Here is a 20,263-nt window from a genome sequence, read left to right on the forward strand (position 1 = left end):
TAGTTCTGCCGCGCTGGCGGCGCGCTCTCGCGGAGTTGCTTTCACCACGTGATCAACGGGGAGCGATGCACCCAGGTGTCGTCGCGCACCTGGTCCAAGGCAAACCTCGCGACATCTGCTCTCGAGATGGTTCCGCCATGGAAGCTGGAGAGATCCGTGAGCGCGCGGATCGTGTCGCGGCTGGGCTTGTTGTTCAGGACGGAGGGGCGAACGAGGACCCAGTCGAGCCCGCTGTCTCTGACGAGGGCCTCCTGCCGATTCTTGTCGGCGTACACCTTGCGCAAGAGAAGCGGGAAGATCAGGTTGTCGAAAAGAAAGCCGCCGTGCCCCACACGGTCACCGGCGCCAATCCCTGTGATGCAGACCAGACGTGAGACTTGCTCGGTCTTCATCGCGCTCACGAGCGCCCGCGTCGCCGTCGAGAGAAGCGTCACCTCGCGGAACGGGCTGGCCGGCGTGCCACTGCCTGGCTGACGATCAGGCGGCCGGTGCCGCCAGTCGCTCCAAGGACCAGTATCTTCGGTGGGGATGTCTGGATGGTGTCGGTTGCGGAATCTCGCATGGTAGCTACCTCGGAGAGAGGGACGCTTCCTCGGAGGCAGTCCCGTCGTTCATGTCCCTGGTGATGCTCAGAGCCGGCCCTCAGCGAGCAGTTCGCGGGTCCGCTTCAGCGTCGACAGCAAGGCGCTCTTGTAGCCCTTGGGTTTGTGTATGGCCTGTGCCCTCAGGCCGAGGTCGCGAGCTTCGAGGCGAAGTCGCGATAGGAGCGCAGGGGACGGCCCAGGAGCACGGTCAGGCGCTCGACGTCGCCGGCCTCCGCGCCGGTCAGTGTATCGGGACCGACGACGTTGATCCGCTCGAGCGGGAGCGGCTCAGGGGCCTGCTCGCGGCGGATGAGCTCGATGGCTGCGATCTCGCCGAGGTCGCTTGCGTCGATCATGGCGAGGCCCTTGCTGCCGATGGGCATCGGGTAGACGCCGTATCCGAGCACGACGTCCTTGATCGTGAGCTCGTTGTCCATGAAGTAGGCCGGGCGCAGGATGGTGGCGTTGAAGCCCATCTGCTCGATCATCCGCTCGACGCCGAACTTGCCCGCGAAGTGCGGCACGTTCACGTAGCGGTCGCTGTGGAGCACCGACAGGTAGACGATCCGCTCGATGCCCGCCTGGCGGGCCAGGTTGAGCGCGATCAGCGCCTGCGTGAACTCATCGGGCACGACTGCGTTGAGCAGGAACAGGGTGGAGACACCCGCGAACGCGCCGCGGAGCGAGTCGACGTCGAGCAGGTCGCCCTGCACGACGGTGACGCCCGTCGGGAAGTGGGCCTTCGCGGTATCGCGGACGAGCGCGCGCACATCGGCGCCACGCTTCACGAGTTGATCGACAACCTGGCGGCCGACGGTGCCGGTTGCGGCAGTAACGAGGACGGTCATGGGGTTCACTCCGGGTTCGAGTCAGGAGACGCCCTGTAAGTTGCCGTTCCTCTGTTGGGACGAAAGATGCTGTCCATTGACGGACCGTCTCACAGGTGGAACGAATGGACCTGCAGGCCCTCGCTGACTTCAACCTCGTCGCCCGGCACGGAGGGTTCGCACGCGCCGCACGCGCCGCGGGTCGCCCGAAGGCGACCCTGTCCCGCCGGGTCGCGGAGCTGGAGGCCAGCCTCAACCTGCGCCTGTTCGAGCGCGGGGCGCGCACCCTGAAGCTCACCGAGGAAGGGCGGGCGCTCTTCGAGCGAACGGGCTCATTGCTCACCGAGCTCGACGAGGCCGCGGCAGCGATCGCCTCGGGTGGGGAGAAGCCGCGAGGCAGGTTGCGGATCAGCGCGCCTCTGCTCTTTTCGCAGACCGCGATGGGGAAGCTCGCGGCCGGCTTCGCGCTGAAACATCCGGAGGTCCGGCTTGAGATCACGGCGGAAGATCGGGCCGTGGACATCGTCGAGGAAGGTTATGACCTGGTGATCCGGGTCAATCCGAATCCGGATGAAGGCCTCGTCGGACGAATCTTTCTGCGTGACCGGCTGATGGTCGTCGCGAGCCCGGGCCTCGCTCGCCCGGCGGGCAATGTCGCTGTTCCGGCCGTAGTGCGGGGGGCGGGCGACCGGACTGCCGCCTGGGATGTGATGGTGCCAACTGGAAGAGCACGCATCGCGATAGAGCCAGTCCTTCGCCTGTCATCGCTCGTCATGGTCCGCGATGCTGTCCGAGCCGGCGTCGGCGCTGGACGGCTCCCCGTGTCACTCGTCAGTCACGATCTGGCTGCTGGCACGCTGGTGCACTGGGGGGATGCGCTCGGGCCAGACATCGCCCTGTGGACGCTCTATCCGTCGCGGCGGCTGCTGAGCGCTCGTGTATCCGCCTTCCTCGACTACTTGAAGGAAGCTTTCCCTCTGGGAACGCCTGACGAGCTGGCTGCCTATATCGGAGCGTGACGGAGAGAGACGGCCGCGCCGGGGCAACCAGAAATCGGGTCTTATCCGCCCGGTTGCGGCTCGGGCAGGGGGGAATTCGCCAGAGACACCCGATTGGGAGTGGATCGGGGCGGGGAGGCGGCGACCGTGAACCGAACTGGTATGACAGGCATACCAGTTGGCTTGAGTCTCGCCATCATGGCGGAGCCGCCGCGCAACCCCCCAGGAGGTGCTTGAATCGGAGACGGGGGGCAAGCTCGGCGGGCAGTGGGGTGACCCGCGGCTACGACCAGAAGGCGTGGAAGCTGAAATCGCAATCCATGCGGGAGGACTGATCGGTGTAACCGGTTTCGAGGCGGATCCTCGATTTTGATGACGACTCATCCTCGCTGACGAGGAGCACTTGGGCGGTGATGTAGGGTCCCGATGGGGAGGCGACCACGACAGGGATGGACGAGAACGTGCCCTGGAGATCGATGAAGTAGATGCCGCTGCCTCCCTTCGTCACCGAGAAGTTTCCTGAACCGGCGTACACCGTGCCGGGTCCTCCCAGGATGAGTCCGTAAGCCTGCTGCATTGAGGTGTCTTCCCTTGAGGTATGTGAGCCACGTCATGAGGCTCGAGGCGAGGAATCCTTCCTGCCTGGCCTGGCACGGTGCAGGCGGCATGCCGAGGCTGTAGGAAGGCACGATGCCTCAGAAGCTGCCTTGGGTTCGTAGCGGCACCGCGGCTGACATGCCAGCCTCAACGGGTAACAGCGATCCCCGCTGACGTGTCGGCCCTGTCAGTGACATGTCAGCATGCGGAGACCGACAGCTCCTGTCGACCATGGTCGAGGCCATGGGCCGCACCCACCAGATGAACCCCGAGTGGCAGGCGCAGCAGAACTGGAAGCACCCGCAGGCCATGGCGCAGATCCAGGAGGCTGGCCGGCAGATGACCCCAGCAACGGGCCTATCGAGCTCCGCGACTACGGCGCGGCAATCACCAGCTGCTTGCCGGCGGGGATGTTGCGGTGGTCCGTGATGTTGTTCCACCGCTTGATGTCCTCGACGGTGACGCCGTAGCGCTGGGCCACCGACCAGAGCGTCTCGCCCACGGCCAGGGTGTGCACCGCGCTCCGGGCCGACTGCACCTTCGGCGGCGCCTGCGTGGTGGCCACCACCGTGCCGGCGCGCTCCTGCACCGCGGCGGGCGCGCTGCCCGGGTACACCTGGATGACGGTGCCCACCCGCAGCCCGCGCTTGCGGCGCGGCAGCTCGTTCCACTTGCGCAGGTCATCCACCGTCACGTTGAAGTGCTGGGCAATGGCCCACAGGCTGTCGCCCTCCTGCACGCCGTAGGTGATGCGCGTCTTGCCGCCAATCACCTCCGTCTTGAGGGTGCCGGTGGCCACCGGCGCCCGAGGCGTGCCCGCGGGGATCTCCTCCTCGGGGCGCAGCACCGTCACGCCGCTGCGGCGGGCCTGGGCCACCTTGCGCTCCAGCGCCGCGGAGCCGTTGCGGCCGCCCGGCACGGGGATGGCCAGCTCCGCGTTGATGCGCAGCGAGCGCGCGCTCTTCAGCCGGTTGAACTGGAGGATGGCCTCCGACGCGCTGCCGTACGCCAGGGCGATCTTCGACAGCGTGTCCCCGCGCCTCACCTTGTGGATGCGGAAGCTCAGCCGCTCGCTGGGTGACAGCTGCTTGAAGTTCTGCGCGAACAGCTCCGAGCTGCCCTTGGGCAGCCGCAGCACGTACGGCTGCTTCTCGGTGGCCGGCGGGGTGCACCAGCGCTTGAGCTCCGGGTTGAGCTCCTGCACGTCCTTGACGTTCACCCCGGCGGCGCGGGCAAGCACGTCCAGGTCCGTGGCGTCCACCAGCTTCACCTCGTCGTACTCCAGCGGAGGCTCGTACTCGAACTCCTCCTCGCGGAAGCCAAAGGCGCTGGGGTTCTTGGCGATCAGCGCCGCGGCGATCAGCTTGGGCACGTAGTGCTTGGTCTCCTTGGCGAAGCCCCGCTCCTCGGACAGCGCCCAGAAGTTGGAGGTGTTGTGCCGGTCCATCAGCCGGCGCACGCGCCCGCCGCCGGTGTTGTAGCCGGCCCACGCCAGGTACCAGTGCCCCAGCTCGCCATACAGCTGCTTGAGGTAGTTGGCCGCCGCGTGGGTGGCCTTGATGGGATCGCGGCGCTCGTCCACCCAGAAGTCCTGGCGCAGCCCGTACTGCCGGCCCGTGCTGGAGATGAACTGCCAGGGGCCCGCCGCGTGCGCCCACGAGTAGGCGCTGGTGGAGAACCCGCTCTCGATCATCGCCAGGTACACCGTGTCGCGCGGCAGGCCCTTCTGCTCGAGGATGGGCTGCATCACCGGCAGGTAGCGCGTGGAGCGCGACACCCACTTGCGGTACCACTTGCGGCCCGGCCCCTGGAAGAACTGGATGTACTGGGCCACCAGCGGCTGCATCTCCAGGGGGATGTCGTACCGGTCTTGGATCTGCGCGACGTCGAAGTTCTCCAGGTCCTTGATGAGGGGCAGCTCGGGGAGGGTGTCGTCCTCACGGAGGGTGGGCTCCTCCAGGGCATCCAGCATGCGCAGGCGCAGCGGGTTGGCCAGCCCCAGCCGGCGCAGCGACTGGAGCACCTCCGCGTTGGGCCTGGCGGCGGGGTCCAGCGAGGCGCCCTCCAGGGCGCGCAGCTCCTCGAGCTCCGCGGACTCGGACTCGACGTCCTCGTTGGCCTCCTCGGGCTCCTCGGCCTCCTCGGAAACAGTGCTGCCCAGCAGCAGCTTCTTGTCCTCCGCCTCCAGCACGCGCATGCCGGGCGGCGGAGGCGGCATCGGCAGCTCCTCCTTGGAGGAGGGGACCGAGGCGGTGAGGGCGGCCAGCATCAGGCAGAGAGACGGCATGGAGACCCTGAGGGCATGCGCCCGGAAAGCAGGAGAAGACCCAAGTTTCCGTGATTTTCCTTGACAGTCAAACAAGCAACCCGGCGGGCTGCTTCCCGAGCAGGCATTAGCAGCCCGGGCGTTTCACTGCCAGTCCGGAATTCCGCCTACTTGCCTGCCGCGGGCTGGCCGTGGCCGGGGCCGAGGATGCGGGGCAGGTAGGTGGCGTAGTCGAAGTGGGGCGAGTTCTCGGGGTTGTGGCAGGTGACGCACAGGGCGTTGCCGGGGTTGCGGACGATGTTCTTCGTCGTCGGCTCCTCGGAGTGGAGCGAGCCGGGGCCGTGGCAGCTCTCGCAGCCCACGCCCTCGCGCCCCGCCACCTTGTCCAGCCGGCAGACGCCGCCGGGCTTCTCGTAGCCAGTGACATGACAGCCCACGCAGTTGAGATGGAACTGCTTGCCCTTCTCCTCGAGCGTGGTCCACCCGTGGGCGTGCTTGGAATGCTCCCAGACGGGCATGGCCTCCGCGTGGCAGTCCTGGCAGGGGCCGTTGCCCACGAAGGCGGCCTCGCCCTTCTTCGGCGCCGGGCAGTCCTCGCCGTGCTCCCTGGCCCAGGCCAGGTTCATCTGCCCCACGTCCCGGTCATACGCCTGCACCACCTTCAGCACGTCCGGCTGGCCCAGCAGGGTGGACTCCAGCGGCAGGAAGCGCAGCGAGAAGCTGTTGGTGCCCGCCGGGGCCTCCACCGGCTCGGTGAGCAGCTTCTGCTTGCGCGCCACCAGCTCCTCCAGCTTGGCCTGCTTGGCCTTGTGGAGCTGGGGATCGATGCCCGGCAGGTTGATCTCCTTGTTGAGCAGGCCCAGGCGCTGGTCCAGCAGCGCCACCTCGCGCTCGGTGTCGCCCTGGGACTTCACCTGGGAGAAGCGGCCCTTCCGGGGGCCGTAGCCCAGGTCCACGCGCAACAGCTCTCGGCCCTTGCTCTGCAGCCCCACCACGGGCACGGCGGCGCGCACCAGCTTGTGCTCCTCGCCGCTGAACTCGGTGGCCGTGTGGGTGGCGAGGATGAGGTCCGCCTCCAGCCCGGGCTGGTCCGCCGCGGCCTGCACCTGCTCCACCGTGCCGTGGAAGAGCGCCACCACGAAGTCCGCGCCCTCCTTGCGGGCCTGGGCGCTGCCCCGGGTGAGCTGCTCCACGCTCTGGGCGGCCACCACGCCCACCTGGCGCGCCCCGGCCGGCAGCAGCTTCACGCCCCCGGGCGGCAGCTCCGGCAGGCCCAGCCCCTGGCGGAAGGCCACGCCGCGCACGTCATCCAGCTCGCCCGTGGCCCGGACGGCCAGCCCCATGCGCTTCATGGACTCGGCGAGCGCCTGCGCCTTGCGCTCCTCCTGGGGCACCTGGGCCGGCTTGAGCGTCGGCTCTCCGAAGAGGCTGTCGCCGCCGTCGATATAGAGGAGGGGCAGCCCGCTCTTGCGCGCCTGCTCCACCGCGAAGGCCGCCCGGTCGATGCCGCCGCGCATGTTCTCGCTGCAGCCGCAGGGGCCCAGGTAGCCGCGCGTGTCCGCGGAGAGCAGGAGCAGGGCACCCGAGCCCTGGGCGCTGGCCGCCGGCGCCGCCTCGGCGGTCCCGACGGGCTGGACGGGGGACTCCGGGGCGCGCTTGCACCCGGCGAGCACCCCCGCCAGCAGCACCAGGACGGCGACAGCCCGCATCACCAGAGGATGCTCTGCACCAGCTCGTCGACCCGCTCGCCCATGGCCTCCAGCCCGTTCACCTTGGACAGGGAGCCATCGGCACCCACCTGCTCGGCCAGCTTGGACAGCTCGTCGTCCGGGAGGCTGGAGAACAGGATGATGGGGATGTCCTGTGTGCCGTACTCGTTCTTCAACGTGCGGCAGATGTCCGTGCCCTTGGCCTCGGGCATGTGGATGTCGGTGAGGATGAGATCCGGCCGCCACGTCCGAAGAGTCTTCTCGAACTCCATCAGCGTCGAGGTGGCGACCACCTCATAGCCGCGTGCCTCGAGAACGGCCTTCTCCATGGCGAGGGTGATCTCGCTGTCGTCGATGAGGAGGATTTTTCGCTTCTCTTGCACGGCGACCTTCCCTTGGAGCCTCGTTCTAACTTATCCGCCTCCCGAGGTACCACGGCTTTCCACGCGCCTGGTTGCCTGACGCCCCCCTTGCCCTGTCCACGGGCATACGATCCGCTGCTTCGACCCTTGAATGAAGATTGCGCGCCGGGGGGCCCGGACGGAGTAAGGAGAGCGCCTATGTTCCGAGCCTTTCCGGCCTTCTGCGCCCTGGTCCTCGTCAGCCTCCCGGCGTGGGCCCTCAATGCCGGTCTGGGTCCACCTCCACCTACCGTGGACCGGCAGACCCCCCAGGCCACCGTCCAGGGCTTCCTGGAGGCGGCCCACTCCGGGGACTACAAGCGGGCGGCGCACTACCTGGACCTGGACAAGCTGCCCCGCTCCGAGCAGCCCGAGCGCGGGGCCCAATTGGCCCGCCGGCTCAAGTTCGTCATCGACCGCAAGCTCCCGGTGGACCTGTCCTCCCTGAGCAAGGCCCCCGAGGGGGACCCGGCCGACGCCCGCTTCGACCTGGTGGGCATCATCCGCCTGGACGGGGCGGAGGTGCCCATCCGCCTGCAGCGCGTGGCGGGGGGGGAGGACGGTGCGCTGGTGTGGGTGTTCAACGAGGCCACCGTGGGGCAGGTGGACAAGCTCTTCGACCGGTACGGCCCGCTGCTGGCCGAGACGCTGCCGGCGGTCTTCTTCGAGCGGCCGGTGCTGGGGCTGGAGCCGTGGCAGTGGCTGGGGCTGCTGGTGGTGCTGGTGGCCGGCTGGGTGCTGGCGCTGCTCCTGGAGCGGGCGACGCTGGCGTTCTCCATGCGGCTGGCCCGGTGGACGAAGATCGGCTGGGACGACTCGGTGGTGGACTCGGGGCGGGGCCCGCTGCGCCTGCCGTACTACTCGGCGCTGCTGGCGCTCGGCGCCTCCTTTTTGTTGCTGCCCCAACCGACGCACCGGGTGATTGATCGGCTCTGCTACTCGCTGGTCATCGTGGCGGTGGCCTGGTTCATCCTGCGCGTGCTGAAGGTGACCACCGCTTATGTGCACGAGAAGGTGGGGCAGAAGGCGGAGGATGCGGCGCGGCTGCGCAGCCTGAGCACGCAGCTGGCGGTGCTGCGGCGGGTGCTCGAGGTGGCCACCTACATCGTCGCGGCGGCGCTGCTGCTGATGCAGTTCGAGGTGGTGCGCAACGTGGGTGTGTCGCTGCTGGCCTCGGCGGGCCTGGCGGGCCTCGTCATCGGCCTCGCGGCGCAGAAGTCCATCTCCACGCTGCTGGCCGGCATCCAGATGTCGATGACGCAGCCCATCCGCCTGGGGGACCAGGTGGTGGTGGAGAACGAGTTCGGCACCGTGGAGGAGATCACCCTCACCTATGTGGTGGTGAAGGTGTGGGACGAGCGCCGCCTGGTCATCCCCATCACCCAGTTCCTGGACAAGCCGTTCCAGAACTGGAGCCGGGCCAACAAGATGATGCTGGGCGAGGTGCTGCTGCAGGTGGACTACTCGACGGACATCGACGCCCTGCGCGAGGAGCTCAAGCGCATCCTGGAGAACGAGGGCAAGGCGCTCTGGGACGGGAAGGTGCAGAGCGTCGTGGTGCTGAACGTCCTGGAGAAGACGCTCTCGGTGCGAGCGCTGGTGAGCGCAGTGGACCCGGGCAAGCTGTTCGACCTGCGCTGCCTGGTGCGCGAGCGGCTCATCGTCTTCATGCGCCGGCACCCGGGGTGGCTGCCCACGGTGCGCAGCGAGACGCGCCCGCTGGGGCCGCCGAGCCAGGCGGAGCAGGCGAGCCTGGGGCCGGCGCCAACGCCCCGGGCGTGACACCGGATCCAACGGCCGCTTGCCCGCTCACGAAGGGCTGAATAAGTCCGGCGCCAGGACGTCCGGGTTGCTGCAGTCACTCCTTCGTCGCTGGAGCTCACCTTGATGAAGCGTCATGCCAGGGTGTGGGGCGCTGTCGTGCTGCTGGCCGCCATGCCATTACCGGCCCTCGCGCAGGAGCGAGGCCGCACCGATGGACCCGAGGGTTCCGAGTACGGCAAGGGCGGTTATTCCCGCCCGAGCGGGAGGAGCCAGCTCTCGCTGCAGCTCGACTGGGGCGCGGGCGTCAACCAGGAGCCGCCGCCGGAGGATGCGCCCGAGGGGCCACCGCTCATGGTGGGGCTGACCGCCTCCTTCTGGGGAGATGACTGGTTCCAGCTGGACTTCAGCGGCGCGTACCTGATGGATGGCGGGCGGGTGAACGTGCTGGTGGGGCCGCGCTTCCGCACCTACGGCTACCCGCTGAGCCTGCATGTGGGCCTGAAGGTGGGCGCCATCTTCATCCCCGAGCTGGGCGTGCGCTTCGGGCTGTCACCGCAGGGGGGCGCGGACCTGCTGCTGGGAGACCGGGAGAACATCATCCTGGGCCTCACCTACGCGCTGGACATTCCGCTGCCGGCCGAGGCGGACGGAGGGAGCAATACCCACCGTGTGTTCATGAGTGTCGGATACAGGTTCTAGCGCCATGATCCTCCCTGCCCTGATAGCCGCCGTGGCGCTCGCCACGGGCCAGACGCCGCAAGCCACCACCGCGCGCGGCACGACGGTGCCGGTGCTGCCCTTCCCCACGGGCGAGGTACAGACCGTCAACCTCATCGAGTGGAACTCGAACCAGCTGCCGCGGCTCTACGAGCGCTCGGACCAGCTGCCGCTCACGGACGAGGAGGTGGCGAAGCTGTCCAAGGCGGGCTTCACCGCCCCGCAGCTGGTGAAGATGCTCGAGGAGCGCCGCTGCGCCTGTGACGCGAGCGCGGACGGGCTCATCCGGCTCAAGCAGGCGGGGGTGTCGCCGGAGGTGCTGTCGGCCATCTCCCTGCACGCGCTGCCGCCCAACCGCATGCTGAACCTGCTGGTGACGCTGGACTTCACGGGGGCCAGCCGGGACGCGCGCGAGGGCTTCCTCTACTTCTTCGTGGAGGATGGCGAGCTGACGCGGGTGCTGAGCCTGAACGTGCCGGACCTGCTGCGCAACCAGAACGCGCACGACACGATGGTGGACCGCAGCGACATCCTCCGGGCCAGGACGGTGCGGCGCATCCAGCTGCCGGGCTCGGTGCCGCTCAAGACGTACGGGCCGCACCGGGTGCTGGTGGCCGCCAGCGCGAGCCCCACGCTGACGCACCCCTCGCAGCTGACCCAGGCGGAGCGGGCCAGGGCCCAGCTCTACACCTTCGACTACCCGCGCTCCTCGCTGCAGAGCCTCTGCCGGCTGACGGCGGGGTACAGGCAGGACGCGGTGCTTGGCTACAAGTGGCGCTTCGAGGGCAGCCGCTTCGAATGCGAATGGAACTAGGAGTGCACACCCCATGAACACCCGACTGATCGTCTCCGCCAGCCTCGCCGCCATGCTCGCCGGCTGTGCCGTGCACGGGCCCCGGGCCTACACGCGCGGCACGTACGAGGACCCGAACACCATCGAGATGCTGTCGGATCAGTTCAACGAGAACGATCTGCAGCTCATCGCGAAGAAGATGGCCGAGTCGCTGGCCAGCTCGCCGCGCTTCGCGCAGATGGATCCCCAGAAGCTGCCCATCGTGCTGGTGGGCAAGCTGAAGAACAGCACCTCGGAGCACATCGACATGCGCTCGCTGGGGGACAAGATCCAGACGGCGCTGGCGCAGACGGGCCGGTTCGCGCTGGTCGACCAGCAGGCGCGCTGGGACATCGCGGAGGAGTACGAGTACCAGCAGTCCGGCTACGTGAACCCGAACGAGGCCAAGGGGCCGGGGCAGCAGATCTCCGTGGACTTCATCATGACGGGGGACCTGGCCTCCATCATCCAGGAGGTGGGTCGGGACAAGCTCGTCTATTACAAGATGACGGCGAAGCTGAACAACGTGCGCACCGGCCTGCTGGAGTGGACGGACGAGAAGCAGATCCGCAAGAAGTTCGAGAAGCGCAACGTGAGCTGGTGACGCGGCGCTGAGCGCTTGGGAGCGAGCCATGCCCCACCGTCTCGGTCGCGGCCCGTGCCCTCGGGCGTGGGCCCTGCTGCTGCTCCTGGGGCCTGTGCTGCTGGTCGGGTGCGCCGGTGACTACGTGGCGCGCACGTACGGCGTGCGCCAGGCCTACGAGGGTGAGGACTACCCGCGCGCGCTGAGCGAGCTGGAGGACCTGGAGCGGAACGGCAACCCGAACGACACCCTGCTGGTGCTGCTGGACAAGGGCATGGTGCTGCACGCGGCCGGGCGCTGGCAGGAGAGCATCCAGGTGCTGGCGAAGGCGGACCGGCTCTCGCAGGAGCTGGACGGCATCTCCATCCGCGAGGAGGCGGGCGCGCTGCTGAGCAACGAGCGGCAGCGGGCCTACCGGGGGGAGGACTTCGAGAAGCTGATGATCTCCGTGCTCCAGGCGCTCAACTACGCGCAGCTGGGCCAGGACGAGGACGCGCTGGTGGAGGTGCGGCGCGTCAACGAGCGGCTGCAGCGGATGATCGTCGAGGAGAAGAAGCCGTACGAGCAGCTGGCCATCGCGCGCTACATCGGCGGGGTGCTGTACGAGGACCAGCGCAACTGGGACTCGGCGTACATCGACTACGCGAAGGCGCTCGAGCTGGAGCCCCGGCTGGGGCCGCTGGCGGAGCCGCTGCTGCGTCTGGCGAAGCTGGCGGGGCGGGACGAGGCGTACGCGGAGCTGCTCCAGCGCTTCCCGAACGTGCCGCACGAGCCTCTGGGGCCGGGGGAGGGGCAGGTGGTGGTCGTCATCGAGGCGGGGCTGTCGCCGGAGAAGCAGTCCATCAACCGCCCGTACCAGCCTGGCGCGGTGGAGCTGGTGACGGTGCCGGTGTACCGGGACCGGAGCGCCACGCCCCAGGCCCAGGTGAGCGTGGGGGCGGTGACGGAGGGGGCGGTGACGGTGACGTCGCTGGAGCAGGTGGCGAAGGTGCACCTGGACGACCGGATTGGCCGGATGCTGGCGAAGCAGCTGGCCGGGGTGGTGGTGAAGGCGGGGGTGGCGGCGGGGGCGGGGGCCCTCACCAAGAGTGAGGAGGTGGGCTACCTGACGTTCCTGCTGCTGAACCTGGGCAACGAGGCGGACCTGCGCTCGTGGCTGTCGCTGCCGGCGGAGTTCCAGCTGGCGCGGTTCCGGCTGCCGGCGGGGCGGCACATGGTGCAGGTGGACTACGGGGGGCGGCTCTCGGCGCGGGAGGTGGAGGTGAGGCCGGGGCGGGTGTCGGTGGTGGTGCTGCGGCGCTACTACTGAACGGGCATTGCGGTGGAAGTGTCGCGGCTGGCCCATCTGATGTAGGGTCCGCGCCCCAATGTCGCCGGTTGTGGCCACGGTCGCCGCCTATTCGTTCTTCATTCTGCTGGGTGCCATCGCCGGCTCGCTGGTGGTGGTGTTCACCCATCGGGCGACGCGGCTGGTGTCGTTCCTGGCGTTCGCCGCGGGGGTGATGCTGGGGGCGGCCTTCTTCCACATGCTGCCCGAGGCGTTCCACGGGGGCGGCTATCCGTCCTTCACGCTGGTGCCGGCGGGGTTCGTGTTCCTGGTGGTGCTGGAGCGCAACTTCCTGTCGCACACGTGCGAGGAGCCGCTCAACTGCACCGAGCACGCGCACCACGGGCTGGGGCTCACGGCGTTCGTGGGGCTGTCGGTGCACACGCTCATCGACGGGCTGGCGCTGGGCTCGGCGGTGACCGAGGGCGTGGGGCTGATGGCCTTCATCGCCATCATGGCGCACAAGATTCCCTCCTCGCTGTCGCTGGCCTCCATCCTCAAGTCGGAGGGCAAGGGCACGCGGGTCATCCTGGGGTACGCGAGCTTCTACGGGCTGATGGTGCCGGTGGGGGCGGGGCTGTATTTCCTGTCGAACGCGGCGCTGCACCTGGAGAAGTTCTCGCCGTGGGCGCTGGCGTTCTCCGCGGGCACTTTCCTCTACATCGCGGTGTCGGATCTGCTGCCGCACGTGAGCCGGCATGGCAAGGAGCGGCAGGGGCGCAACCTGGTGGCGCTCGTCGCGGGGTTGCTGCTGATGCTGGCGCTGGCGCGAGTGGTGGAGCACTGAGCGGATGCCCGAAAGGGCAGCGCCAGTGGGCTGGCGTACCGTTATGTTGCTGGGAGTTCGCGGGGAGGCTCGGCACACGACATGGCGCGGCGCGCGGTGTTCTCCAGGCTCGTGAAGTGGGGGCGGAGACACCCGCTGGGGGCCGGAGTGCTCGCGGTGGTGGTGCTGCTGGCGGGCGTGGGAGCGGTCCGCTCGGCGCGTGGCGCCGAGGTGGAGGCCCTGCGCGTCACCTGGGGGCCTGTCGTCCACCGGATTGTCGTGAGCGGACGGGTGTCGCCTCCGTCGCAGGTGTCGGTGGCCTCGGTGCTGGCGGGGACGGTGGAGGCGGTGGCGGTGGAGGAGGGGGCGCAGGTGGAGCCGGGGCAGCTGCTCCTGAAGCTGGAGGCCTCCACGCTGGAGGCGGACGTGGCGCGCGCCCGGGCCGGAGTGGGGCAGGCGCGCGCGAGGCTCAAGCAGTTCCTGGAGGTGAGCGCGCCGCAGCGGGCGCAGGCCGTGCGGCAGGCCGAGGTGGAGCGGGACCAGGCCGAGCGCGCCTTCGAGCGGACCCGGACGCTGGTGGAGGCGGGCTCGGTGACGCAGGAGCAGTTCGAGCAGGCCCGGAGCGGGCTGGAACTGGCGCGCAGCCGGCTGGCGAGCGCGCAGGCCCAGGCGACGGCGAGCGTGCGGGGCGGGGCGGAGGTGTGGCTGGTGGAGGCGGGGGTGGCGCAGGCGGAGGCGGAGCTGAAGGCCGCCCAGGAGCGGCTCGCGCAGGCCACGCTCGCGGCGCCGGTGCGGGCGGTGGTGCTGCGGCGGGACGTGGAGCCGGGGGACTCGGTGCAGCCGGGCCGGGTACTGCTCACGCTGGCGCGAGTGGGAGAGACGCGGCTGGTGGTGGAGCCGGATGAGCGCAGCCTGGCCTTCATCCAGCGGGGACAGCCCGCGCGGGCCTCGGCGGATGCGTTTCCCCAGGAGCGCTTCCCCGCGACGGTGGAGACGGTGGCTCCGGCGGTGGATGCGGAGCGGGGGACGGTGGAGGTGAAGCTCGCGGTGCCGAAGCCGCCGGACTACCTGCGGCCGGGGATGACGGTGTCGGTGGAGCTCGAGGTAGGGCGCCGCGAGCGAGCGCTGGTGCTGCCGGCGGAGGCGGTGCGAGACACGGCCTCGGAGCAGCCGTGGGTGCTCGTCCCGGAGGGCGGCCGGGCGGTGAGGAGGGATGTGGAGCTGGGGCTGCGAGGAGAGGATCGGGTGGAGGTGGCGAAGGGGCTGGCCGAGGGGGAGCTGGTCCTGCTTCCCGCGGGGAGGCCGCTGGTGCCGGGCCAGCGGGTGAGGCCGCGGGTTCGAGAGGGGCGGTGAGGGGCCATGCCGTTCGAGCTCTTCGTCGCGCTGCGGTTTCTTCGGGAGGGCCGGGCCCAGACGGTGCTGATCCTCGCGGGGGCCTCGGTAGGGGTGGCGGTGATCGTCTTCCTCTCGGCGCTGATCGACGGGCTCCAGGTGAGCCTGGTGTCGAGGACGCTGGGCTCTCAGCCGCACATCATCGTCCGAGCACCGGATGAGGCGGCCCGGACGCTGACGCGCTCGTCGAGCGATCTGGTGCAGGTGGTGCGTCCGGCGCAGCGGCTGCGGTCGGTGGACCAATGGCAGCAGGTGCGGACGCTGCTGGAGCGCACGCCGGGGGTGGAGGCGGTGTCGCCGGTGGTGTCGGGGCCGGGCTTCGCGGCGAGGGGCACGGCGAGCCGCTCGGTGGCGATCCGAGGGGTGGAGCCGGAGGCATTCTCGAGGGTCATCGACGTGCCGTCGCGCCTGGTGGCGGGGAGGTGGAGGCTGCTCGGGGCCGAGGCGGTGATCGGGCAGGAGCTGGCGAAGGACCTGGGGCTGTCGGTGGGGGACAGGGTGCGGCTGTCCACGGCGGAGGGGCGCGTGGACACGTTCCTCATCACGGGCATCTTCGATCTGGGGAACAAGGACGTGAACGAGCGCTGGGTGCTGGTGCCGCTGCGCTCGGCGCAGACGCTGCTGGAGCTGCTGGGCGGAGTGTCGGCGCTGGAGCTGAGGGTGACGGACCTGTTCGGCGCGGACGAGCTGGCGGGAGAGCTGCGGCGGCGCACGGGGCTGGTGGCGGAGAGCTGGATGACGTTGAACGCGCAGCTGCTGACGGCGCTGCGCTCGCAGAGCAGCTCGCGGTACATGATCCAGTTCTTCGTGATCGTGGCGGTGGCGCTGGGGATCGCTTCGGTGCTGGTGGTGTCGGTGGTGCAGAAGTCGAGGGAGATCGGCATCCTGAAGGCGATGGGGACACCGACGGGGAAGGTGATGCGGGTGTTCCTGATCCAGGGAGCGGTGGTGGGGGTGGTGGGCTCGGTGGTGGGCAGCGGGATGGGAGCGGGGCTGGCGCTCTTCTTCACGTCGATGATGCGGAACGCGGATGGCTCGCCGCTGTTTCCCATCACACTGGAGCCGAGGCTGTTCCTCACGGCGGCGGGAGTGGCGCTGGTGACGGGGCTGGTGGCGGCGGTGGTGCCGGCGAGACGCGCGGCCTGGCTGGATCCGGCGGTGGTGATCCGCAATGGCTGAGCCGGTGCTCCAGCTCCAGGGAGTGACGAAGGACTACGGGGAGGAGGTCGTCACCCGGGTCCTGCGAGGCATCGACCTGGAGCTGCGAGCCGGTGAGTTCGCGGCGCTGGTGGGGCCATCGGGCTCGGGGAAGAGCACGCTGCTGAACCTGATCGGGCTGCTGGACAGGCCCACGGGGGGCAAGGTGCTGATCCAGGGGCAGGACACGTCGGAGTTGGATGACGACGGGCTGGCGCGGATGCGGGCACGGACACTGGGCTTCATCTTCCAGTTCCACCACCTGCTGGGAGCCTTCAGCGCGGCGGAGAACGTGATGATGCCGCTGCTGGCGGACGAGGGGCGGCCCACGGCGCGGATGCGGGAGCGAGCGCTGGCGCTGCTGAGGGACGTGGGGCTGGGGGAGCGAGCGGACGCGCCGCCGAGCAAGCTCTCGGGTGGGCAGCAGCAGCGGGTGGCGATTGCGCGAGCGCTGGTGACATCGCCGCCGCTAGTGCTGGCGGACGAGCCCACGGGCAACCTGGACACGGGGACCTCGGCGCAGGTGTTCGAACTGCTGCGCCGCTTCAACGTGGAGCGGGGGACGACGTTCCTCATCGTCACGCACGATCTGCGCCTGGCCGAGCAGTGTGACCGCATCATCGAGATCGTCGACGGAAGCATCCGCAGGGACGAGCCGGTGACCAGGGGCTCCCGGCCCGGGTGACCCATCAGGGCTCCCGTGCTATCTCGATGGAAGGGACATGCTCCGTCACGTGAGACCGCGCGCACTGCCATGGCTGGCACTCTTCTCGCTGGTCTCCTGCAAGGGATGCTTCGATGAAGCATCCACGCGCGCCCCGGACGCCGCTCCGAGAGCTGAGCGTCCTCGGCCCGCTGACGGTGGCGGCGATGGGCTCCAGGTCCTCGAGACGAGCGTGTTCCGTGCGGCGGGCGAGCCGGACTTCAAGAACCGTTATGCGTCGACGGTCATGATCACGACGGGACCGCCAGAGGCGTCGAAGACATGCAGCGGCGTGCTCCTCGCTCCAAGCCTCGCCCTCACGGCGGCGCACTGTGTCTGCGAACCGCGAGCCGAATGCGTCGCGACGGCCTATGTGACGACAGTGACTTATGATCCCGTGAAGGCGAGGATCGGCACGGGCGGGCAGACCCGGGTCTACGAGGGAGTCGTGCTGCCTCATCCGGAACTCGAGCTCCTTGTGGACCCCACGGGACAGGTCGTGGCCGGCAAGGCGAATCTGGCGCTCCTTCAGCTGGACGAGCCGGTTGAGGGCCTCCACTCAGGGTTCGCGCTGACAGACACCCCTGCTCAATCCGGCGAGCTCCTGGTCATGGCGGGTTATGGGCGAGGGGGAGACGTGGGGAGCTTCTATGGGCTTCGCTACTTCAGGAAGAACAAGGTCGCGCGGGCTTCGACACCTGGAGGTGAGCGAGTCCTGTACGAGCAGCAGGGCACATCGCTGTACAATGGCTTCGACGGCGGGCCCTGCTTTCGAGAAGAGGGCCCGCAGCGATGGCTCGTGGGCATCGCGACCTGGGGCTCCGACAAGGAACTGTCGTTCACAGACCTGTCTCCGTACCAGGACTGGTTGCGCGCCGAGCTCAGCAAGGATGCGCGCGACTCCGGACGTCCGTGAAGGAGGAAACGGCTCCATGATGGCGCATCGAGGCGGTACCACGCTCTCTTCCGTGCTGGCGGTGCTGCTCGTGGGGGCAGGGTGTGCGACGGCTCCCGTCGCGCCTCGGCTGGATGAAGCGCAAGCTCAGGTCTTCGAGCTCCCGGCGGAGGCGGTGTCTCCCCCGGCCCAGGCGGACCAGCTGTTCGTGTTGGGCGCCACGGGTGTGGATGTATCGAACCGCTACCTGTCGACGGTGGTCGTCACCACGGATGAGGCGTCCGGCATGTGCAGTGGCGTTCTCATCAGCCCACGCCTCGTGCTGACCGCGGGGCATTGCGTGTGTGGACGGCGAAGGGTGACGCATGCCGCGGGTGCCAGCGGAACCGAGATCGACGGCTCACAATGCGCCAGCAAGGCCTTTGCCACGGTCACGGCCTACGAGCCGACCAAGGCGAAGTCGCAATACTCCATGCTGCCCCGCATCTATCAGGGGAGCGTCCGACCCCATGGCGAGCTGAAGATCCACCTCGATGCGCAGGACAACGTCGTGTCGAGTCGAGCCGATCTGGCCCTCATCCTGTTGGAGGAGGCGGTAGCGGGTGTGGGAGTGGCGCAGCTCGCGGGGAGCGAGGTGCGCCAGGAAGAAGCCCTCGTCATGGTGGGCTACGGCGCTGACAAGACGGACCTGGGGGAGGCCATGCCGGGATTTCGTCGCTATGGCACCAATGCGGTCACTCAAGTAAGGCCCCCGGAAGAGGGGCTCTTCGTCATGGAGAAGGAGGGGGCGCACTCGTATGCCGGAGACAGCGGAGGGCCATGCTTCCGCGAAGACAAGAAGGGCCGCTGGCTGGTGGGCATCTCGGCGCGAGGAACGGGCAAGGTGTCGAGATTCACGAGCACCTACCGTTACAAGGCCTGGCTGGAGCAGGAGATCAAACTCGCCGCGAAGCGCAAGACGTGAGCTTGTCAGGAAGGGCCGCTGCCAGGCATGGCGCTAAGGACGAACGGTCCGCGCGCGATTGCCGTCAAGTCTGCTGGGACACACCGTTGAGCTGACGGGAGACGCCCATGCTCACGATCGACGAACTGATGACCCGCGATGTCGTCACGCTGGAGGCGGACGACGCGCTCATTGATGTGGATGACCTCTTGAAGCGGCACCACATCCGCCACGTCCCCGTCGTCCACGACGGGAAGCTCGTGGGGATGGTGAGCCACCGGGACCTCATCCGCGCGCTCGCCCGTCAGCCCCTCGGGCAGGGCGCGAGGCCCCTCGGCGTGAAGGACGTGATGACCCGGGACGTGGAGACGGTGCTCCCCTCCACCTCCACGCGCCAGGCCATCGAGAAGCTCCTGGACCGGCGCTTCGGGTGCCTGCCCGTGGTGGATGAGAAGGGAACCCTCGTGGGCATCGTCACCGAGTCCGACTTCCTGCGCCTGGCCCTGGCGCTCCTCAAGGAGCGCGAGACACGCACGCCCGAGTACGAGCAGGTGCCGGTGAGCCCGCACTGACGCGAGCCTCTTGGCTTTCGGCCCGCCGGGCTGGAGGATGCGCCGCCCCAAACCCGGCCCCCATGGAACGACGCTCCGACTGGTACTCCCACCCCAAGTATTACGAGGCCATCTTCGGCACCGACACCCGCAAGGAGATGGACTTCCTCCTCGAGGTGAATCGACACCACGGCACCGGAGGCTCGCTGCTGCTCGAGCCCGCCTGCGGCGCCGGGAGGCTCGTGGCCGAGGCCGCGCGCCGAGGGCTCGACATCGTCGGCTATGACATCTCCGAGCCGATGCTCGCGCACGCCCGCCGCCGCCTCTCGCCCGCGAGGAGGCGCCACGTCCACCTCTTCCAGTCGCGCATGGAGTCGTTCTCCGCGCCCGAGTGGGAGGGCCGCGTGGACCTGGCCTTCAACCTCGTCTCCACCTTCCGCTACCTGGACAGCGAGACCGCCGCGAGAGAGCACCTGAAGAGCACCCGGAGGCTGCTCAAGCCCGAGGGCATCTATGCGCTGGGCTTCCACCTCACCGACTACGCCCGCACCACCCTGGAGCGCGAGCGCTGGGTGGGGCGCGTGGGCCGGGACACCGTCATCTGCAACACCCGCGAGGGGCTCCCGGATCGCCGCCTGCGGCGCTCGGCCATGCGCAACCGGCTGCGAATCACCGGTCCGGGCCGGGACATGCTCATCGAGACGAACTGGTTCTTCCGCACGTACGACCTGGACGAAGCGCGGCGCCTCTTCCGCTCGGCGGGCCTGCGCATCCTGGCCATGTACGACTTCGACTACCGGTTGGAGAGCCCGCTCGGGCGCGGCAGCAACCGGCTGGACCGCGTCTTCATCCTCCAGCCGCTTCCGACACCTGCTGGACGGAAGCCGCGAAGCGCAGGCAGGGCCTCGCGCACCGAATCAAAATAAGGGTTACTCTATGAGAAGGAGAGTCGTGCGGGACGAGAGCGCCGTGTAGGCGTTTCTGCGTCATGTGCGCAGGAGCCCACCGCCTCGGACCCAGCTGCGTTCGACTTGGACGCAACTGCTTCCAAAATGGACGCAAGTGCGTCCAACCTGGACGCAAGCGCTCTCACCACCCTCTTGTAAGGGGTTGATTCTACTCACCAGCGATGACGTCCCAGACTGGCGTACAACCTGCATCAGGTTTGGGCGTGCGCTTCCTCACCGGGCGCATCGCAGTCTGGGGGGGTA

General features: G+C 68.8%; 20 protein-coding genes. 14 read left to right on the forward strand and 6 right to left on the reverse strand.

Going from position 1 to position 20,263, the window contains the following annotated elements:
* Window positions 1-41: 41 nt before the first annotated feature.
* Window positions 42-392: an NAD(P)-dependent oxidoreductase gene (locus tag KY572_RS18770; protein ID WP_263451778.1), complete on the reverse strand. Its 351-nt coding sequence runs from the start codon at window positions 390-392 to the stop codon at window positions 42-44.
* Window positions 393-724: 332 nt separating this feature from the next.
* The gene (locus KY572_RS18775) at window positions 725-1,432 is read right to left on the reverse strand and encodes an SDR family oxidoreductase (protein WP_224244229.1); all 708 of its coding nucleotides are present in this window, start codon (window positions 1,430-1,432) and stop codon (window positions 725-727) included.
* 104 nt (window positions 1,433-1,536) lie between these two features.
* Between KY572_RS18775 and KY572_RS18780 the strand changes: the two genes are divergently transcribed.
* Window positions 1,537-2,430: a LysR family transcriptional regulator gene (locus KY572_RS18780; protein WP_224244231.1), complete on the forward strand. Its 894-nt coding sequence runs from the start codon at window positions 1,537-1,539 to the stop codon at window positions 2,428-2,430.
* A gap of 262 nt (window positions 2,431-2,692) precedes the next feature.
* Here KY572_RS18780 and KY572_RS18785 read toward each other — a convergent pair whose 3' ends face one another.
* The 4 genes from KY572_RS18785 to KY572_RS18800 form a co-directional block, all read right to left on the reverse strand.
* On the reverse strand, window positions 2,693-2,986 hold the full coding sequence (locus KY572_RS18785; RefSeq protein WP_224244233.1) for a hypothetical protein: 294 nt from the start codon (window positions 2,984-2,986) through the stop codon (window positions 2,693-2,695).
* A gap of 393 nt (window positions 2,987-3,379) precedes the next feature.
* The gene (locus KY572_RS18790; protein ID WP_224244235.1) at window positions 3,380-5,293 is read right to left on the reverse strand and encodes a LysM peptidoglycan-binding domain-containing protein; all 1,914 of its coding nucleotides are present in this window, start codon (window positions 5,291-5,293) and stop codon (window positions 3,380-3,382) included.
* Window positions 5,294-5,439: 146 nt separating this feature from the next.
* Complete coding sequence (locus KY572_RS18795) at window positions 5,440-6,981, reverse strand: multiheme c-type cytochrome (protein WP_224244366.1); 1,542 nt, start codon at window positions 6,979-6,981, stop codon at window positions 5,440-5,442.
* The gene (locus KY572_RS18800) at window positions 6,981-7,364 is read right to left on the reverse strand and encodes a response regulator (protein ID WP_224244237.1); all 384 of its coding nucleotides are present in this window, start codon (window positions 7,362-7,364) and stop codon (window positions 6,981-6,983) included. Before KY572_RS18800 ends, KY572_RS18795 begins: the two co-directional genes overlap by 1 nt.
* A 177-nt stretch (window positions 7,365-7,541) precedes the next feature.
* Between KY572_RS18800 and KY572_RS18805 the strand changes: the two genes are divergently transcribed.
* The 13 genes from KY572_RS18805 to KY572_RS18865 all read left to right on the forward strand — a co-directional run bounded on the left by KY572_RS18805 (window position 7,542) and on the right by KY572_RS18865 (window position 19,978).
* Window positions 7,542-9,164, forward strand: coding sequence for a mechanosensitive ion channel family protein (locus KY572_RS18805; RefSeq protein WP_224244238.1), 1,623 nt, complete (start codon window positions 7,542-7,544; stop codon window positions 9,162-9,164).
* A 105-nt stretch (window positions 9,165-9,269) separates the two neighbouring features.
* On the forward strand, window positions 9,270-9,845 hold the full coding sequence (locus tag KY572_RS18810) for a hypothetical protein (RefSeq protein ID WP_224244241.1): 576 nt from the start codon (window positions 9,270-9,272) through the stop codon (window positions 9,843-9,845).
* Between the two features lie 4 nt (window positions 9,846-9,849).
* On the forward strand, window positions 9,850-10,677 hold the full coding sequence (locus KY572_RS18815) for a hypothetical protein (RefSeq protein ID WP_224244242.1): 828 nt from the start codon (window positions 9,850-9,852) through the stop codon (window positions 10,675-10,677).
* A 13-nt stretch (window positions 10,678-10,690) separates the two neighbouring features.
* Window positions 10,691-11,299: a penicillin-binding protein activator LpoB gene (lpoB, locus tag KY572_RS18820; protein ID WP_224244244.1), complete on the forward strand. Its 609-nt coding sequence runs from the start codon at window positions 10,691-10,693 to the stop codon at window positions 11,297-11,299.
* Window positions 11,300-11,327: 28 nt separating this feature from the next.
* Entirely contained in the window at window positions 11,328-12,587 is a 1,260-nt protein-coding gene (locus KY572_RS18825; RefSeq protein ID WP_224244246.1) for a COG3014 family protein, read from the forward strand.
* Window positions 12,588-12,645: 58 nt separating this feature from the next.
* A complete protein-coding gene (locus KY572_RS18830; protein ID WP_224244248.1) occupies window positions 12,646-13,392 on the forward strand; it encodes a ZIP family metal transporter in 747 nt (248 codons plus the stop codon).
* An 81-nt stretch (window positions 13,393-13,473) separates the two neighbouring features.
* A complete protein-coding gene (locus KY572_RS18835; RefSeq protein ID WP_224244250.1) occupies window positions 13,474-14,724 on the forward strand; it encodes an efflux RND transporter periplasmic adaptor subunit in 1,251 nt (416 codons plus the stop codon).
* 6 nt (window positions 14,725-14,730) lie between these two features.
* Window positions 14,731-15,942 carry an ABC transporter permease gene (locus KY572_RS18840; RefSeq protein WP_224244252.1) on the forward strand — a complete coding sequence of 404 codons (1,212 nt, stop codon included), beginning with the start codon at window positions 14,731-14,733 and terminating at the stop codon, window positions 15,940-15,942.
* Window positions 15,935-16,645: an ABC transporter ATP-binding protein gene (locus KY572_RS18845; protein WP_224244254.1), complete on the forward strand. Its 711-nt coding sequence runs from the start codon at window positions 15,935-15,937 to the stop codon at window positions 16,643-16,645. The genes KY572_RS18840 and KY572_RS18845 overlap by 8 nt, the downstream gene beginning before the upstream one ends.
* 211 nt (window positions 16,646-16,856) lie before the next feature.
* Complete coding sequence (locus KY572_RS18850) at window positions 16,857-17,579, forward strand: trypsin-like serine protease (RefSeq protein WP_224244256.1); 723 nt, start codon at window positions 16,857-16,859, stop codon at window positions 17,577-17,579.
* Between the two features lie 16 nt (window positions 17,580-17,595).
* On the forward strand, window positions 17,596-18,522 hold the full coding sequence (locus KY572_RS18855) for a trypsin-like serine protease (protein WP_224244257.1): 927 nt from the start codon (window positions 17,596-17,598) through the stop codon (window positions 18,520-18,522).
* A gap of 107 nt (window positions 18,523-18,629) precedes the next feature.
* Window positions 18,630-19,073, forward strand: a complete 444-nt coding sequence (locus KY572_RS18860) for a CBS domain-containing protein (protein WP_224244258.1) — start codon at window positions 18,630-18,632, stop codon at window positions 19,071-19,073.
* 62 nt (window positions 19,074-19,135) lie between these two features.
* Entirely contained in the window at window positions 19,136-19,978 is an 843-nt protein-coding gene (locus KY572_RS18865; protein ID WP_224244259.1) for a class I SAM-dependent methyltransferase, read from the forward strand.
* Window positions 19,979-20,263 lie beyond the last annotated feature (285 nt).

This window comes from Hyalangium gracile (assembly GCF_020103725.1).
Taxonomy (GTDB): Bacteria; Myxococcota; Myxococcia; order Myxococcales; family Myxococcaceae; genus Hyalangium; species Hyalangium gracile.

What these genes read in the sequence shown, in the direction of transcription:
- KY572_RS18840 (WP_224244252.1), top strand. Translation starts at nt 14,731, where the DNA reads ATGCCGTTCGAGCTCTTCGTCGCGCTGCGGTTTCTTCGGGAGGGCCGG.
- KY572_RS18810 (WP_224244241.1), top strand. Translation starts at nt 9,270, where the DNA reads ATGAAGCGTCATGCCAGGGTGTGGGGCGCTGTCGTGCTGCTGGCCGCC.
- KY572_RS18860 (WP_224244258.1), top strand. Translation starts at nt 18,630, where the DNA reads ATGCTCACGATCGACGAACTGATGACCCGCGATGTCGTCACGCTGGAG.
- KY572_RS18775 (WP_224244229.1), bottom strand. Translation starts at nt 1,432, where the DNA reads ATGACCGTCCTCGTTACTGCCGCAACCGGCACCGTCGGCCGCCAGGTT.
- KY572_RS18770 (WP_263451778.1), bottom strand. Translation starts at nt 392, where the DNA reads ATGAAGACCGAGCAAGTCTCACGTCTGGTCTGCATCACAGGGATTGGC.
- KY572_RS18845 (WP_224244254.1), top strand. Translation starts at nt 15,935, where the DNA reads ATGGCTGAGCCGGTGCTCCAGCTCCAGGGAGTGACGAAGGACTACGGG.
- KY572_RS18815 (WP_224244242.1), top strand. Translation starts at nt 9,850, where the DNA reads ATGATCCTCCCTGCCCTGATAGCCGCCGTGGCGCTCGCCACGGGCCAG.
- KY572_RS18805 (WP_224244238.1), top strand. Translation starts at nt 7,542, where the DNA reads ATGTTCCGAGCCTTTCCGGCCTTCTGCGCCCTGGTCCTCGTCAGCCTC.
- KY572_RS18785 (WP_224244233.1), bottom strand. Translation starts at nt 2,986, where the DNA reads ATGCAGCAGGCTTACGGACTCATCCTGGGAGGACCCGGCACGGTGTAC.
- KY572_RS18830 (WP_224244248.1), top strand. Translation starts at nt 12,646, where the DNA reads ATGTCGCCGGTTGTGGCCACGGTCGCCGCCTATTCGTTCTTCATTCTG.
- lpoB (WP_224244244.1), top strand. Translation starts at nt 10,691, where the DNA reads ATGAACACCCGACTGATCGTCTCCGCCAGCCTCGCCGCCATGCTCGCC.
- KY572_RS18865 (WP_224244259.1), top strand. Translation starts at nt 19,136, where the DNA reads ATGGAACGACGCTCCGACTGGTACTCCCACCCCAAGTATTACGAGGCC.
- KY572_RS18825 (WP_224244246.1), top strand. Translation starts at nt 11,328, where the DNA reads ATGCCCCACCGTCTCGGTCGCGGCCCGTGCCCTCGGGCGTGGGCCCTG.
- KY572_RS18835 (WP_224244250.1), top strand. Translation starts at nt 13,474, where the DNA reads ATGGCGCGGCGCGCGGTGTTCTCCAGGCTCGTGAAGTGGGGGCGGAGA.
- KY572_RS18780 (WP_224244231.1), top strand. Translation starts at nt 1,537, where the DNA reads ATGGACCTGCAGGCCCTCGCTGACTTCAACCTCGTCGCCCGGCACGGA.
- KY572_RS18795 (WP_224244366.1), bottom strand. Translation starts at nt 6,981, where the DNA reads ATGCGGGCTGTCGCCGTCCTGGTGCTGCTGGCGGGGGTGCTCGCCGGG.
- KY572_RS18855 (WP_224244257.1), top strand. Translation starts at nt 17,596, where the DNA reads ATGATGGCGCATCGAGGCGGTACCACGCTCTCTTCCGTGCTGGCGGTG.
- KY572_RS18790 (WP_224244235.1), bottom strand. Translation starts at nt 5,293, where the DNA reads ATGCCGTCTCTCTGCCTGATGCTGGCCGCCCTCACCGCCTCGGTCCCC.